The 14,737-nt window shown below is 73.4% G+C and carries 16 protein-coding genes; 5 read left to right on the forward strand and 11 right to left on the reverse strand.

Annotated features, from left to right (window positions below):
• Positions 1 to 22: 22 nt before the first annotated feature.
• The 11 genes from GA0070617_RS18005 to GA0070617_RS18055 form a co-directional block, all read right to left on the reverse strand.
• The gene (locus GA0070617_RS18005) at positions 23 to 793 is read right to left on the reverse strand and encodes a polysaccharide deacetylase family protein (RefSeq protein WP_229688572.1); all 771 of its coding nucleotides are present in this window, start codon (positions 791 to 793) and stop codon (positions 23 to 25) included.
• 134 nt (positions 794 to 927) lie between these two features.
• A complete protein-coding gene (locus GA0070617_RS18010; protein ID WP_217628832.1) occupies positions 928 to 1,881 on the reverse strand; it encodes an amidohydrolase family protein in 954 nt (317 codons plus the stop codon).
• 68 nt (positions 1,882 to 1,949) lie between these two features.
• Positions 1,950 to 2,828, reverse strand: coding sequence for a fumarylacetoacetate hydrolase family protein (locus tag GA0070617_RS18015; protein ID WP_217628833.1), 879 nt, complete (start codon positions 2,826 to 2,828; stop codon positions 1,950 to 1,952).
• Positions 2,825 to 3,232 (reverse strand): RidA family protein, encoded by a 408-nt coding sequence (locus GA0070617_RS18020; protein WP_091439521.1) that lies wholly within the window; start codon positions 3,230 to 3,232, stop codon positions 2,825 to 2,827. Before GA0070617_RS18020 ends, GA0070617_RS18015 begins: the two co-directional genes overlap by 4 nt.
• A gap of 10 nt (positions 3,233 to 3,242) precedes the next feature.
• The gene (locus GA0070617_RS18025; protein WP_217628834.1) at positions 3,243 to 3,725 is read right to left on the reverse strand and encodes a cupin domain-containing protein; all 483 of its coding nucleotides are present in this window, start codon (positions 3,723 to 3,725) and stop codon (positions 3,243 to 3,245) included.
• The gene (locus GA0070617_RS18030) at positions 3,725 to 4,837 is read right to left on the reverse strand and encodes an Ldh family oxidoreductase (protein WP_217628835.1); all 1,113 of its coding nucleotides are present in this window, start codon (positions 4,835 to 4,837) and stop codon (positions 3,725 to 3,727) included. The genes GA0070617_RS18025 and GA0070617_RS18030 overlap by 1 nt, the downstream gene beginning before the upstream one ends.
• A gap of 308 nt (positions 4,838 to 5,145) precedes the next feature.
• The gene (locus tag GA0070617_RS18035) at positions 5,146 to 5,742 is read right to left on the reverse strand and encodes a DM13 domain-containing protein (RefSeq protein WP_091439583.1); all 597 of its coding nucleotides are present in this window, start codon (positions 5,740 to 5,742) and stop codon (positions 5,146 to 5,148) included.
• Between the two features lie 84 nt (positions 5,743 to 5,826).
• The gene (locus GA0070617_RS18040) at positions 5,827 to 6,726 is read right to left on the reverse strand and encodes a siderophore-interacting protein (RefSeq protein WP_091439586.1); all 900 of its coding nucleotides are present in this window, start codon (positions 6,724 to 6,726) and stop codon (positions 5,827 to 5,829) included.
• Between the two features lie 39 nt (positions 6,727 to 6,765).
• A complete protein-coding gene (locus tag GA0070617_RS18045) occupies positions 6,766 to 8,865 on the reverse strand; it encodes an iron ABC transporter permease (RefSeq protein ID WP_091446607.1) in 2,100 nt (699 codons plus the stop codon).
• 5 nt (positions 8,866 to 8,870) lie between these two features.
• Positions 8,871 to 9,854 carry an ABC transporter substrate-binding protein gene (locus GA0070617_RS18050; RefSeq protein ID WP_091439589.1) on the reverse strand — a complete coding sequence of 328 codons (984 nt, stop codon included), beginning with the start codon at positions 9,852 to 9,854 and terminating at the stop codon, positions 8,871 to 8,873.
• A 35-nt stretch (positions 9,855 to 9,889) separates the two neighbouring features.
• A complete protein-coding gene (locus GA0070617_RS18055; protein ID WP_091439593.1) occupies positions 9,890 to 10,723 on the reverse strand; it encodes an ABC transporter ATP-binding protein in 834 nt (277 codons plus the stop codon).
• A gap of 147 nt (positions 10,724 to 10,870) precedes the next feature.
• Here GA0070617_RS18055 and sepF point away from each other — a divergent pair, with 147 nt between their 5' ends.
• From sepF to GA0070617_RS18080, 5 genes are all read left to right on the forward strand, one after another.
• Positions 10,871 to 11,128, forward strand: a complete 258-nt coding sequence (gene sepF / locus GA0070617_RS18060) for a cell division protein SepF (RefSeq protein ID WP_091439596.1) — start codon at positions 10,871 to 10,873, stop codon at positions 11,126 to 11,128.
• A gap of 418 nt (positions 11,129 to 11,546) precedes the next feature.
• Positions 11,547 to 12,053, forward strand: a complete 507-nt coding sequence (locus GA0070617_RS18065; protein ID WP_091439599.1) for a hypothetical protein — start codon at positions 11,547 to 11,549, stop codon at positions 12,051 to 12,053.
• Positions 12,054 to 12,065: 12 nt separating this feature from the next.
• Positions 12,066 to 12,638 (forward strand): hypothetical protein, encoded by a 573-nt coding sequence (locus tag GA0070617_RS31600; RefSeq protein ID WP_229688570.1) that lies wholly within the window; start codon positions 12,066 to 12,068, stop codon positions 12,636 to 12,638.
• Positions 12,639 to 12,643: 5 nt separating this feature from the next.
• Complete coding sequence (locus GA0070617_RS18075) at positions 12,644 to 13,867, forward strand: MAB_1171c family putative transporter (protein ID WP_091446611.1); 1,224 nt, start codon at positions 12,644 to 12,646, stop codon at positions 13,865 to 13,867.
• Complete coding sequence (locus tag GA0070617_RS18080; RefSeq protein WP_091439602.1) at positions 13,864 to 14,721, forward strand: oxygenase MpaB family protein; 858 nt, start codon at positions 13,864 to 13,866, stop codon at positions 14,719 to 14,721. Before GA0070617_RS18075 ends, GA0070617_RS18080 begins: the two co-directional genes overlap by 4 nt.
• The last annotated feature ends 16 nt before the right edge of the window (positions 14,722 to 14,737 follow it).

Genomic DNA, 14,737 nt, shown 5'->3' on the forward strand with positions numbered 1-14,737 from the left:
TACCCCGCCGGATGGAGAACAGTCACCGGTTGTTCCGGGTTGGCCCGCGCCAGCCGTCCGGATCGTCCCCGCGGGGGGTGCCGAGTCCGTGTTCGGCCAACGGCCCGAGGGTGATCCCCCGTCGCCCGGCCCAGCGCACCAGCAGGGGCAGCGTGCCCAACGCGCCCTGCCAGGCCCGGGGCGACGAGGCGCAGTCGGAGTCGTGCAGCAGGACGGTGCCGCCGTCGGCCAGGGTCCGGGTGAGATTGCGCTGGATCCACTCCGGCTCGGCCCCGGACACCCAGTCCCGGCCCCACGCCGTCCACAGCACCGGGGTCAGCTCCAGCCGTCGGCAGGCCAGCACGGCGGCGGTGGTCAGCACCCCGTACGGCGGCCGGTACCAGCGGGGTGTCGTCCCGGTCGCCGCCGCGATCCGGTCCCGGGCCCGGCCGATGTCGGCGTACGTCACCCGGGGCGGGCACCGCAGCAGGTTGCGGTGCCGCCAGCCGTGCACGGCGACCTCGTGCCCGGCGGCCACGATCTCCCGCCCCAGCCCGGGGTCCCGGTCCACCATCACGCCGAGCAGGAAGAAGGTGGCCCGGACCCGGGTGTCGGCCAGGGTCCGCAGGAACCAGGGGGTGGAGTCGCGGTCCGGCCCGTCGTCGAGGGTCAACGCCACGTGCCCGGGTCGGCCGACCCCCGCGAGACCCGGCAGGAAGCGGCGACGCAGCGGCAGGATGGCGCTGAGCGCCGGCCCGGCGTGCACCGCGAGCGCCCCGGCCAGCGCGGCGGCGCCGAGCCCGGCCCGGTTCACCACGCTCCCGCCCGACTCCGCCGTCCGTCCCGCACGGACCCGCCGATACCCGGCCCGACCGGGCACAAACCCGGCCGGCGGGCCACCGCGACGCCGGCGCCGGCTGGGACCGGCGGTCGGTCACCGGTCTTCGGTCACCGGTCGCCGGGCAGGCCGGGTCTGCTGCCGAAGGCGGCGGCGGCGTTGGCGGTGGCGGCCTGCCGGGCCAGTGGGTCGTCCCGGCCGCCGAGGAACGCCGCCGGGTCGTCGGTGCCCATCGGGAACGGCCAGTCGCTGCCGAGCAGCAACCGGTCCGTACCGAACACCTCGGCGACCACGGCGGTCATCGACGGCTGGTGGGTCAGGCAGTCGGTCCAGATCCGGCGCAGCGCCCGCGCCGGGGGAAGCGACAGCGGGCCGACGCCGGGACGGTCGGTGGCCACCCCCCGGTCCCAGCGGCCCACCAGCGCCGGCACGGCACCGCCGCCGTGCACCAGCACCAGCCGCATCCCCGGGTACCGGCCGACGACGTCACCGAAGACCAACTGCCCCACCGCGACGGCCGTCTCCACCGGATTGCCGAGCAGGTTGCCGAGATAGAACTCGTCCAGCCGACGATCCGGTGACGCCGACGGGTGCAGCAGCAGCCCCCGCCGGTCTGCGTCCAGCGCCGCGAAGAGCGGCCCGAACGCGGCACCGGCCAGCGACGGAATCCGCCCACCCGCCCCGGCGGTCACCCCCCACCAGCGGTCGTCGGCGCGGATCCGCTGGTACTCGGCCAGCGCCACGGCGGGCTCGTGCAGCGGCAGGAACGCCAGCGGGCGCAGCCGGGGCTGCCCGGCGGTCCGGGCCAGCAGTCCGTCGTTGACCGCCGCCGCCCACCGCGCACTGTCCGCCGGCCCGAGATGCTGACCGTGGTACGGCGGCGGAACGGTCACCACCGCGGCGTCCAGCCCGGCCGCGTCCAGGTACGCCAGCAGCGCCTGCGGCCGGTGCAGGGCGGCCGGCCCGACCGGGTGTCCGGCCACCACGTGCCGCCCGTCGTCGGCGGTGGTGACCAGGTCGTCGATGCCCGCGTCGACAAGCGACGGCGCGAGATGGGTGTGCACGTCCACCCCACGCTGAGCAGGCTCGTTCGCGACTGCGGTACTCGCAACACCGGCGAGTTCCTCGCGCTTCACAGCTGGACCACGCGGTTGTGGAGGGTGCCGAGCCTGTCCACCTCGGTGGTGACCACGTCGCCGGGGGCCAGGAAGACCTGCGGGTCGCGGGCGTTGCCGATGCCGGCGGGGGTGCCGGTCAGCAGCACGTCGCCGGGGCGCAGTGTCATACCCCAGCTCAGCTCGGCGATGAGCTGCGCGACCGAGAAGGCCATCTGCCCGGTTACCGCGTCCTGGCGTACCTCGTCGTTGACCAGGCAGCGGATCCGCAGCGCCGCCGGGTCGCCGATCTCGTCGGCGGTGGTGACCCACGGGCCCAGCGGCATGGTGTCGTCGATGCTCTTGCCCTTGAGCCACTGGCCGCCGTGGGCGCGTTGCAGGTCCCGCTGGGAGACGTCGTTGGCCACCAGGTAGCCGAAGACGTGCTCCAGCGCCCGCTCCGCCGGGATCGACCGGCCCGCCCGGCCGATCACCAGGGCCACCTCGGCCTCGTAGTCCCAGCGGTCAGAGACCCGCGCGTCGTAGCGGATGTCGTCGTACGGGCCGACGACGGTGTCCGGGCCCTTGGTGAAGAAGGTGGGGTGGCGGGGCCGCTCGGCCGGGTCCTGCCCCTCCCGACGTCCGGCGGACTCCTCGTAGTGGGCCCAGTAGTTCCAGCCGGTACAGAGGATGTCCCGGTTGAACCGGGTAAGCGGCGCGCCCAGCAGTGCCGGATCGAGCCGCCGCACGGGTGCCGTGGACTGGGCCGCCTGCGCCGCGGCGAGCGCCTGCGGGCCGCCCCGGACCAGGTCGTCGACGCTGCCCAGGTCGCCCGGGAGGACCACGACCTCCTGCTCGTCGGGGCGGACCGAGACGGTACGCCACTGACCGTCGAGGAGCATCCGCCCCAGCCTCACGCCGACTCCCCCGCGTCGAGCACCGCGATCGCGTTGATCTCGATCAGGTAGTCCGGGTGGACGAAGCGGGACACCTCCACCATGGTGGACGCCGGTGGCGGGCCGGTGAAGTACTGCCGGCGTACCCGGTGGATGGTGTCGAAGTGGCCGATGTCGCGGACGTAGACGTCGACCCGCGCGACGTCGTCGAGGGTGCCGCCGGCGGCCCGCACGGCGGCGTCCAGGTTCCGGCAGACCTGGTGGGTCTGCTCCTCGACGTCGCCGATGCCGGCGATGCCGCCGTCGGCGGTGCGGGCGGTCATCCCCGAGACGAAGACCAGCCGGCCGGGGCCGGCGACGGTGGCCTGGGCGAAGTGCCCGTTCGGCGGGGCCAGGTCGGGCGAGACAAGCAGTTCCTTCGGCATGGCGGTGTCCTCAGCGGGCGTCGTCGGTGCTGGTGTACCAGTCGGGTTGGGTCGGATAGTGCGGGCCGTCGTAGACCTCCAGCAGCACCGACTCCTGCTCGGCCACCGTCGGGCCGTGCACGCTGCCCTTGGGGTTCCAGTAGAACGAGCCGGGCACCAGGGTGATCCCGGTCGGCTGGTAGGTGTAGCGGCCGGCCAGGCAGTACATGAACTGGTTCGAGGCGTGCGCGTGCGCCGACGGGATGCCGGACCCGGCCTGGAACCGGACCAGGGCGATCGACGCGCCGGTCTCGTCGTCGCGCCAGAGCATCTTGTGCGACAGCCCGGCCAGCGTCTTGTCCACCCACGCCAGGTCGCCGACGTTGACCATGATCTCCCGGAACCGGCGCAGCGCCGGATCGCCGTCCACCGGCACGGCCGACCGGTCGGGCAACTCCCCCGAGTACGCCGCCGCGGCGGAGAGGTTGTCGACGGGCGGGATCTCAGCGGACATCAGTGAACTCCTTCGGGTGCCGGTGCCACGGTGCTCGGGGGTTGGTCGGGCAGGCCCAACTCCCCCGCCAGTTGGTGCAGTCGGTCCAGCAGCGCCCGGTCCAGGGGCGTCCCCCGGTACGCCGACTCGCGCAGCCGCCGCGCGGACCGCTCGCCGGGCAGGGTGACCCGGTCCACCCCGGGCGCGTACGGCGGCGCGGTCACCTGCCGGCCCAGGGCGGCCAGCCGGGCGGTGAACTCCGCCGGATCGCCGAAGGCCGCCGGATCCAACGCCAGGAAGAAGTGCGCACAGTCGTTGGGTACGGCGGTGTCGGCGTACAGGCCGCGCACCTGCTGGCCGAAGCCGCCCCCGGAGAGCACCCCGGTCAGCGCGTCGACCATCAGGGCCAGCCCGAAGCCCTTGTGCCCGGCGGCGGGCAGCAGCATGCCGGCGAGCGCCGCGGCGGGGTCGGTGGTGTCCCGGCCGAGGCTGTCGGTGGCCCAGCCGGTGGGGATCTGCCCGCCGGCGGACTCGGCCAGCCGGATCCGGCCCAACGCCACCTCGGACAGGGCGATGTCCAGCACCACCGGCTCACCGTCGACCCCGGCCGGCAGGCCGAGCGCGACCGGGTTGTTGCCGACCACCGGGTGCCCGCCACCGGGTGCCGGCATCAGCGGTCGGGTGTTCGACATGGCCACCCCGATCAGGCCGGCCTGGGCGGCCGCGCGGGCGTACCGGCCGGCGGCGCCGAAGTGGAAGGCCCGCCGTACGCTCACCGCCCCGATTCCGAACTCGCGTGCCTTGCCGACCGCCAGGGCCATGGCCTGGTCGGCGGTGAGCACGCCGAGGGCGTGGCCGGCGTCGAGGACGGCGATCGCGCCGAGGTCGACCACCGGCTCGGCCCGGGTGGCGGTGCTGACCGAGCCGCTGCGCAGCCGGTCGAGGTACATCGGGACCAGCATCACGCCGTGCGACGGCACCCCACGACGGTCGGCGTCGACAAGCGACTCGGCGACCGTGGCGGCGGCGGGACGGGGTAGGCCGGTGGCCGCGAGCAGCCCACCGACCAGGGTGGTCAGCCAGTCGCTGTCGACCCGTACCCGGCCGGTCGGCGCGGCCGGGTCGGCGCGCACCGCTGTCGGACTCCCGGACCCTCGTTGCATGGCGGCCGTTCCCCTGCCCCTGGTGCGGATCCCACCGGCCGCAGTGGATGGTCGGCGGCGCGGGTGGACCACGTCCGGTTCGGACGTTGGCCGAAGGGTAACCGCCCGACCGGTGTCCCCAGCAGGAAGGATGCAGATCCGTTCGCCCTGGCGGGCCGCCGTCAGCGCACCGTGACCGGGCTCTCGCGCAGCGGGGTCGGTCGGGCCCGACCACGGTCGGCCCCAGGCCGGGCGGTGACGGGTCCCCGGCGGCGGGCCGGACGGCGGCGGGTGCCCGCTCAGGCGGCGAGTCCGGCGGCGCCGAAGGAGACCGAGAAGCGCTTGCACCAGATGGAGACGCTGGTCAGCGCGGTCAGGTCGACGCTCGCGGGAATGTCGTAGGCCTGGGTGCCCCGGTTGCCCTTGAGTCGGCCCAGCTCCACCCACTCGCCGTCGTCGAAGACCCGCCAGCCGGCGACGCCGGGCAGCACCGGCTGGTCGGTCAGCCAGACCCGCAGATCCGGACCGTTGCTGGTGGCGAGGTCACGCAGGACGAGCTGACGGCGACCGTCGGGCAGCTCGACCACCTGGGCGACGCCACTGGTGTCGTGCTCGTGGGTGACGAACTCCCCGGCGGCCAGCAACCGGTTGCCCGTCCGGGTCGGCGAGGGCTCGACGGGGGTGGGCACGGCGGTCGGGGACGCGGCGGTCGCCGGTTCGGCGGGACCGGACGGCAGGGACGCGGGCGGGCCGTCGACCACCGGGACCGCCTCGTCGACCACCGTCTCGGTGACCAGTTTCCACGGTTGGAACCAGTAGAGCCCGAAGACCGCGCCGAGCACGACGGCGAGGGTGACGGTCCAGATCAACGGCTTGCTGCGCGGCGATTTCGACACGCCGGTCAGCGTACGGCCCCTTGGTGCCGTCCCTTGCGGACGTTCACCGTCGGTGCCCCCTGCGGGTACGGTCCGGCACCGGAGTCAGGCGGCCCGGCCGTGCCGCCAGTAGCCCATGAAGGCCACCGCGCTGCGGTCCATCCCGCAGTCGACCACCAGGTGCCGACGCAGGGTACGGATCACGCCGGCCTCCCCGGCCAGCCACGCGTACAGCGGCACCGCCGTCGGCGGGGTCGGGCACTCCCAGAGGATCTCGGTGTCCACGTCCACCTCGGCGATCAGCGACGCACCGACGGGCTGCCGGTCGGCCAGCAACCGGCCGGCGGCCTCCCGGACCGCCGGGACCAGGCGGCTGCCGTGCTCGGCGTCGCCCCGGGTCAGCCAGGTGACCTCGACCCCCGGTGGCGTCAGCAGCGGCAGGGCGTCGGTCGACTCGGGCACCTCCAGCAGCACCCGGCCCCGGGCGTCCAGCGGCAGCCGTTCCAGGATGGCGCTGATCGCCGGCACCGCCGTCTCGTCCCCGGCCAGCAGCAGCTCTCCGCTGGTCGGGGGCCGGAACTCGATGCCGCCGTGGTCGCCGTCGTAGCCGGCGTCCGGGCCGACGATGGCGACCTCGTCGCCGGGGCGTACCCGACGGGCCCAGCGGGTGGCCGGGCCGCCGTCGCCGTGCAGGACCAGGTCGACGTCGAGCTCACCGAGTTGCGCCCGGACCGCGCGCGCGGTGTACGTGCGGATCGGGTTGCGGCGGTGCTCGGGCAGGGCCCGCCACTGCGCGTACCAGTCGGGGCCCTGCGGCAGGTACACCCCACGCTGTCCGGGCAGCGGCAGGGCCAGCTTGATCCGCTGGTCGTAGCCGTTGTCGGCGAAGCGGTCCAGGTCGGCACCGGTGAAGGTGACCCGGACGAAGGAGGGGCTGAGCCGACGCACCGCGCGAACTTCCACGGTGAACAGGCGCCACGGCGTGATGGGCAGGGTCTGGGTCATGGGTTCTTCCTGTGCGGGATCCGGCGCACGGGCGCGCGCCTATCGGGGACCGGTCGCCACGGCGCGTGAACGCCACAGCAACCAGACGAAGTAGGGGGTGCCGATCATGGCGGTGACCAGGCCGGCGGGGATCTGGGCGGGGGCGATGACGGTCCGGCCGACGGTGTCGGCGAGGCTGACCAGGACGGCACCGAGCAGGGCGGCGACCGGCAGTACCCGGGTGTGCCGGGCACCGACCAGGGCGCGGGCGGCGTGCGGCGCGACCAGGCCGACGAAACCGATCACCCCGACGGCGGAGACCGCGGTGGAGGTCAGCAGGGCCGCGGCGGCCAACGCGACCAGCCGGGTGCGTTCCAGCCGGACGCCCAGCACCCGTGGGGTGTCGTCGTCGAGGGCGAGCAGGTCCAGCTCCCGGCGGGCCGCCAGCACCGCCGGGGTGAGCACCACCAGGGCGATCGCCACCGGCAGCACCTGGCCGGCGGTACGGCCGTAGGTGGAGCCGGAGAGCCAGGTCAACGCCTTGCCGGTGTTGTACGGGTCGAACGCGACGATCAGGAAGGTGATCACCGCCATGCCGCCCTGCCAGGCGCCGAAGCCGATCAGCACGAGCCGGTCGGAGCTGAGGCCGCCCCGCCAGGCGGTGGCGTAGACCAGGGTGAACGCCAGCATCGCGCCGATGCCGGCGACCCCGGAGACGGCCCACACCCCGGCGGCCGGCAGGAAGGTCAGCAACGCCACCGCGCCCACTCCGGCGCCGGCGGTGATGCCGAGGATGCCGGGTTCGGCCAGCGGGTTGCGGCAGACCGCCTGAACGGTGGTGCCGGCGACCGCCAGGGCCACCCCGGCCAGGGCCGCCGCCGCGACGCGTGGCCAGCGCTGGTCCAGTACGAAGGTGTAGCCGGTCCCGGTGCGGCCCTGCACCCAGTTGACGATGTCACCGAGCAGTACCCAGGTGTCGCCGAGCAGCATCCCGACGGCCAGCGCCGTGACGACGAGCGCGACGCCGCAGCCCACCACCAGGCGGTGGAACCGGGCGGACCGCACGGCGGCGTGGCCACCGGGGGGACGGCGGGTCGGGCCGGCGTCGCGGTGCCGGCGGGCCAGCCAGATCAGGATGGCCGCGCCGAGCAGCGTGGTGACCACGCCGGTGGGGATGTCCACCCCGGCCTGCCCGCCCATCACCGCGCGCAGCAGCACGTCCGAGCCGAGCACGATGATGACGCCGGCGATGCCGGAGAGCGGCAGCAGGATGCGGTGCCGGTGCACCCCGGGGAAGACGGGGGCGAGCAGCCGGACGATCACCGGGGCGCAGAGGCCGACGAAACCCACCGGCCCGGTCAGGGTCACCGCGACGGCGGAGAGCAGCACGGCCAGCAGGGTCACCAGCAGTCGGGTACGCCGCACGTCCAGCCCGAGCACGGTGGCGGTGTCGTCGCCGAGGGCGAGGATGTCCAGGCGGTGCCCGAGCAACAGCAACGCGCCGACCGCGACGGCGATCACCGGGGCGAGCTGGGTCAGGGCGTGCAGGTCACTCTGCACGAGCGAGCCGTTGCCCCAGGCGAACAGGCCGATGGTGCCCTGTTCGAACAGGAGCAGCAGAAGCATGGTCAGGCTGTTGAGCGCCAACGCGATGGCCGAGCCGGCCAGGATGAGGCGGGTGGTGCTGGCCTGGCCGCCGGCGGCGAGCGCCATCACCAGGGCGGCGGCCACCAGCCCACCGCCGAGGGCGAGGCCACCGGCGGGCAGCACCGGCAGGGTGATGCCGAAGGCCGCCACGCCCACGATGGCCAGGTGCGCTCCGGCGTTCACCGCGAGGGTGTCCGGGGAGGCCAGCGGGTTGCGGGCGATGGACTGCAGGGCGGCACCGGCGAAGCCCAGGGCGATGCCGATGGCCAGTCCGGTGAGCAGCCGGGGCAGCCGGGAGGCGACCAGGACCCGGGCCGTCTCGTCGTCGCCGCCGGTGGCGAGCCGGAGCAGGTCCAGCGCGCCGACCGAGGAGGTCCCCTGGGTGAGGTGGACCGCGGCGACCACGATCAGGACGGCGGTGGCCAGCACGAAGGCGGCCACGATCCGGGTGGCGGGGGGCCTGCCGACCGGGGCCGGCCGGGTGGCCGGCTCCGGTGCGGCGGGTTTGAGCAGCTGGTTCACACCGTGTAGACCTTGACGAGCTCGTCAAGGTACTGCTTGCCGGAGAGCGGGCCACCGAAGGTCCAGATCCCGTCGGGCATCCGGTGCAGGTTGCCCTGCTTGACGAAGGCGAAGGAGGTCCAGATGGCGTTGCTGTTCAGGCCGTCGGCGAAGACGTCCCCGCCGTCGGAGGCGTTGTAGAAGAAGTGCAGGTCCTGGTCCTTGAGGTTGGTCAGCCCCTCGACGTCGGTCTGCCCGAGCCCCCACGCCTTGTCGACCTCACCGGTCCAGGCGTTCTTCAGGCCGAGCTGCAGCCCGATCTGGGAGACCAGCGCACCCTGACCGAACATCCGGATGGAGATGGTGCTGCCTTCCTTCCAGCCGTCGGCGATGGCGAAGGACTTTCCGGCGGCGCCGGCGTCGGCGATCTTCTTCTTGCCGTCGGCGATCGCCGCGTCGAAGTCGGTGAGCAGCTTCTCCGCCTCCGCCGTCTTGCCGACGGCGGTGGCGATCATGTTCAGGTCGGAGCGCATCCGGCCCAGGTTGTCGGTGGCGTCGCTGCCCTTGGTGACCACCACCGGCACGTACTTCTCCAGCTGGTCGATGAGGGTGGCGCCCCGGTCGGAGCCCAGCACCACCAGGTCGGGCTCCAGGGCGACGATCGAGTCGACGCTCGGCTCGGCCCGGGTGCCGACGTCCTTGACGCTGGCGTCGAGCTTGGCGGCGGTCACCCAGGTGGCGTACCCCTTGGGGTCGGCGACACCGACGGGCATCACGCCCAGGCTGACCAGCATCTCGGCCTCGCCCCACTCCAGGCCGACGACCTTGGTCGCCGGGGCGTCCAGGGTGACGGCCTTGCCCCGGCTGTCGGTGACGGTGACCGGACCGCCGGCGGCGGCGCTGGTCGGCGTCTCGGCCGGGGCGTTCTCGGTGGTGCCGCAGGCGCTGACCAGCAGTGCGGTCAGAGCGGCGACCAGGACGGTGGCACGGGTACGGTTCATCACTGTCTTTCTGCTTCTGCGTGGGATGGGGGTGTTCAGGCGGGGAGACGGACGCTGTGCCGCCCCACCGGTCGGGTCGACAGCAGTCCGGTCGACGGGTCGATGCTCACCTCGATGCGGATGCCGTACGTCTCGGTGAGGGCGGCCTCGGTGAAGACCTCGGCGGGGGTGCCGGTGGCCCGGACCCGCCCGCCGTGCAGCAGCACCACCTCGTCAGCCACGGCGGCGGCCTGGTTGAGGTCGTGCAGGACGACCCCGACGGCGACGGCGTGCTCGTCGGCCAGGTCACGCATCAGGTCGAGGATCTCCACCTGGTAGCGCAGGTCCAGGAAGGTGGTGGGCTCGTCGAGCAGCAGTACCGGGGTGTCCTGGGCCAGGCAGGTCGCCAGCCACACCCGCTGCAGCTCGCCGCCGGAGAGTTCGTCGACCGGCCGGTCGGCCATCGCGGTCACGCCGGTGACCGTCATCGCCCGGGCGACCATGGCGGGGCCGTCGGGGTCGGCGGCCCGCCACCGGCCCCGGTACGGATGCCGGCCGTAGCCGACCACGTCCCGGACGGTGATCCCGCTGGGCACGGGGCGGCTCTGCGCCAGCAGGGTGACCCGGCGGGCGAACTCCCGGGCCGGCAGCTCGCCGGCGGCGGTGCCGTCGCCGAGCAGCACCTCACCACCGGCCACCGGGTGCAGCCGGGCCAGCGCCCGCAGCAGGGTCGACTTGCCGCTGCCGTTCGGGCCGACCAGGGCCGTCACCGCGCTGGGGCGTAGCCTGATCGCGGCATCGTGGACCACGACGGTGCCGTGGTACCCCAGCCGCAGATCCACCCCGCGCAGGCCCACGGCAGGGTCGATCGGCTCTTCACCGTTGGACATGCGGTTAGGCTAGCCTAACCTTGCCGCCGGGTGTCAAGAAGGGGGTCGACACCCCGGACGAACCCGCTCACGAGGCCCTCGGCCGGATCTCTGTGGGAAGCTGGAGCCGGCCTGCAGGCTGGCGCGACGCGGAGGGAGACGGGCCGGATGATCAAGACGCTGCGTCCCAGGGACTACGACGAGGCGATCTACATCGGCCACTACTTCTGCGAGGGCTTCACGGTGGTCATGGACCTGACCGGGTTGACCAGCGAGCAGGCCCGCTCCTTCGTCGACTTCGCCTCCGGCCTGGTGATCGGCCGCGACGGCGGGATGGAGCGGGTGGCACCCCGGGTCTTCGTGCTGCGACAGCCAGCCGGCCGGCCGGTGTCCGTCGTCAACCCACCCGCGACCACTCCGGCCTGACCCCCGCCACGCAGCGCCTGCGCGCCCCGGTCAGCGGACACCCAGCCTGGCCGGACGGCCGGACGGCCACGATGGACGGTCCCGTGACCCATCGTGGCCGCGCCGCAGCCGCCCCCGCCGACGTGCGGCGCGGGTCGACCGAGGGCGGGCACAGCTTCGCCGGACCTGCCGGAATGGATCCACCCCCGCTCCGACAGAACCGGCGACGCCGCCCGACCCGTCCCCCCGGGCGGGCCGGTCGTCGAACTGTTCGACTCCCCCCACTCGCGCAACAGGCGTTGAGCAAAAACCCGAACCGCTCAACGCTTGTTGCTCAAGTACGGCGAGCATACGCTCACGTTCGGTAGAGATGTCAACACCTGTTTATCCGGCAGCGATACCTGCGACACTGTTGTTCACGCCGGGGAGGGACACAGTCATGGCCGAAGAACCACCCGAGGAACCACGCCTGCCCTCACTCGACACCCTCGCGGCCCGCCTGGAGTACCTCTTCACCACGATCCGGCCCACCGCCGAGGAGATCGGCGAATCCGAGGACCCGCTGCGCAGCTACACCAACCGGGAGATCGCCGACAAGATCAACCTTGCCGCCACCGACACCGGCGTCACGATCAGCGCGGCGTACGTCGGCGAGTTGCGCCGCGGCGTTGCCCAGGATCCCCGGATGTCCCACATCCGGGCGCTGGCCCGGGCCTTCGGGGTCAGCTCGGGATACTTCGTCGACGACGCGGCGGCCCGGCGGGTCGAGGAACAGATCACCCTGCTGGCCGAGCTACGCCGGATGGACGTCAAGCAGGTAGCCCTCCGCCAGGTGCTCACCGACGCGGGCCTCTCCCCCACCGACACCCAACTGGTGGAGCAGATGGTCGCCCGGTTGCGGGCGGTGGCCGCCGAGGTTGACCCCGACGAGCACCATCGGCTGTGACAGCGGGGCGTGGTGTTGGTCCTCCGATGGCACCGTGCCGACGAGCGGGAGTGGGCAGAGGTGAAGCTGCACCGGCTACGAAAGCACTGTGAGCGGGTCCTGGCCGACCTCGGGGTGCCCGAACCGTTCGACATCCACCAACTCTGTCGCCTACTGGGCGAACGCCGGGGTCGCCCGCTGCGGCTGGTGCCGATCAGCCTGCCGGTGCACACCGTCTGCGGCATGTGGGTGCCCACCGGCGGCTTCGACGCCATCTTCTACGAGCAGGACACCTCACCGCTGCACCAGTTGCTGATCATCGGCCACGAACTGGGGCACCTGCTCGCCGGGCACCGCGCCTCGGCGGTGCTCGACCCGGCCGCGTCCCGACTGCTCCTGCCCGACCTCGACCCGCAACTGGTACGCCGGTTCCTCGGCCGCAGCAACTACGACGCCGACGAGGAACGGGAGGCCGAGATGATCGGCTCGCTCCTGCTGCGCCGGGCCCGCGACGACCGCGGCGTACGCCCCGACGCACCGTTGGACGCCGACCAGAGCGAACTCTACGGCCGGCTCCGGCACTCCCTGGAACATCCGGACCGGTGACGGCGGTGGCCGTCGTCCTCTACACCCTCTGCGCCGCCACCGGCTGGCTCGCGTTCGGGTACCTGCTGCGGCTGCAACGACGCCGCCCCAGTCAGGCCCGCCGGGCGATCTGCGTCGCCTTCGGCGCCTTCGCCGCCGGCATCACCCTCGCCGTCCCTCCGGTGGCCACCCTGCTCGACCAGGGCTCGGGCCTACCCAACCTGGCCAAGGTGATCTCGCACGGCTGCGCGCTGACCATCGCGGCCAGCGCCGAGACCATGCTGCTGCACCTCGCCCTGCCCCCGGCCACGGCCGCCACCCGCAGCCGGTGGTGGATCCGGATCACCGGCGTCACCTTCGCCGTGATGGTCGCCCTCTTCGCCTGGACGCTGCGCTACCCCACCCCGGTACGGTTGACCGTGGAGTACGCCACCGACCCGGTGGTCACCGCCTATCTGCTGATCTTCATGGCGATGGGCTTCCTCGCGTACTGCTTCGACATCACCCGGCTCTGCTGGCGCTTCGCCCGGATCTGCGGACGTCCCTGGCTGCGACGAGGGTTGCGGGTCACCGCCGTCGGCGCGGTCTTCGCCCTGCTCTACAGCATCAACAAGATCTGCTACCTGGTCGCCTACCGCTCCGGTGCCCGCCCCGGCGGCGAGGAGGAGATCGCGGCGGTACTGGTCACCGCCGCCGCCCTGCTCATGATCACCGGCCTGACCATGCCCGCCTGGGGTCCCCTGCTCACGCTCACCCGCCGCTGTGCCGACCTGCGCGCGTACCGTCGGCTCGGTCCACTCTGGCACGACCTGGTCCGCGCCCTGCCCGGCATCGAACTCGACGACAGCCTGCGGCGACCGTTCACCGCGCTGCGCGACATCGACTACGCGCTCACCCGTCGGGTGGCCGAGATCCGCGACGGCCGGCTGGCACTGCGCCCGTACCTGGCGGTCGCCGTCGGCCGGACCGCCGAACGCCTCGCCGACGCCGCGGGCCTGACCGGCGCGGACCGGCGGGCCGCCGTCGAGGCCGCCCAGCTGGCCTGCGCGCTGCACGCCCACCGGGCCGGAACCCTGGCCGCCGAGCCGCAACCCGCCGACGACCTGCACCGGCCGGCCGGTGGATACGCTGGCGAGGTCGCGTGGCTGGGACAGGTCACCGACGCGTACGCCCGATCGTCGGTGGTGGCCCGGACGCTCGACGCGGTCCGCGGCGCCCCGCAGCATCCGGTGGGAGACAGCAGGCGTTGAGAGACCGTTACGCGAACCTGGCCCGCATCCGCACCCTCGATCCCGAACGCGACCATCTGGAGATCTACCAGACCATGCTGCGGCGGGAGTTCTGCTGGGACCTCAAGCTCGGGCTGAACCTCGCCTTCAACCGTTCCTTCTCCATCCCCCGGATCGCCGCCGTACACACCGGCACCGGCGAGCTGACCGAACGCACCCAGCAGCGCATCGACGACACCGGCCTGCTGATGTACGAGATGGTGCTCAACGGCTTCGACCAGCCGCGTGGCCGCGAGGCGTTGCGCCGGATCAACCAGATCCACCGCCGGTACGACATCGACGCCGACGACTACCGGTACGTGCTGGCCTGCCTGGTGGTCGTCCCGATCCGCTGGCTGGAGCGCTACGGTTGGCGCCGCCCCTGCTGTCACGAGCGCCAGGCCACCCACGCCTTCTACCGGGAGCTGGGCCGGCGGATGGGCGTCACCGACGTCCCCGCCAGCTACGCGGAGTTCGCCGCCTGGTTCGACGCCTACGACGCCGCGCACCTGCACCCCAACGACGACGCGGCGACCATCGAACGGGCCACCCGGATGCTGATGCTGACCCGGCTCCCCAGGCTCCTCACGCCACTGGGAAATTCCCTGGTCAGCGCCATGTACGACGCACCGCTGCGACGGGCCACCCTCCTCGCGCCGCCCGGCTGGCCGATCCGGGCCGGAGTGCACCTGACCCTGCGCGGCCGGGCCCGACTGCAACGCTGGTTCGGCCGGCCCCGCCGCACACCGCTGTTCGCCGACGGCATCCGCACCCGCACCTACCCCGACGGGTACGACATCAGCCGCCTCGGACCGCCCCCGCCCCCGGCCGGCTGACCGGGAGCGGGGTCTG

The sequence above is a fragment of the Micromonospora yangpuensis genome (assembly GCF_900091615.1).
Taxonomy (GTDB): Bacteria; Actinomycetota; Actinomycetes; order Mycobacteriales; family Micromonosporaceae; genus Micromonospora; species Micromonospora yangpuensis.

Excerpts from the sequence above, each read along its gene's own strand:
- GA0070617_RS18020 (WP_091439521.1), bottom strand. The coding sequence starts at position 3,232 with ATGCCGAAGGAACTGCTTGTCTCGCCCGACCTGGCCCCGCCGAACGGG.
- GA0070617_RS18025 (WP_217628834.1), bottom strand. The coding sequence starts at position 3,725 with ATGTCCGCTGAGATCCCGCCCGTCGACAACCTCTCCGCCGCGGCGGCG.
- GA0070617_RS18040 (WP_091439586.1), bottom strand. The coding sequence starts at position 6,726 with ATGACCCAGACCCTGCCCATCACGCCGTGGCGCCTGTTCACCGTGGAA.
- GA0070617_RS18050 (WP_091439589.1), bottom strand. The coding sequence starts at position 9,854 with ATGAACCGTACCCGTGCCACCGTCCTGGTCGCCGCTCTGACCGCACTG.
- GA0070617_RS18055 (WP_091439593.1), bottom strand. The coding sequence starts at position 10,723 with ATGTCCAACGGTGAAGAGCCGATCGACCCTGCCGTGGGCCTGCGCGGG.
- sepF (WP_091439596.1), top strand. The coding sequence starts at position 10,871 with ATGATCAAGACGCTGCGTCCCAGGGACTACGACGAGGCGATCTACATC.
- GA0070617_RS18065 (WP_091439599.1), top strand. The coding sequence starts at position 11,547 with ATGGCCGAAGAACCACCCGAGGAACCACGCCTGCCCTCACTCGACACC.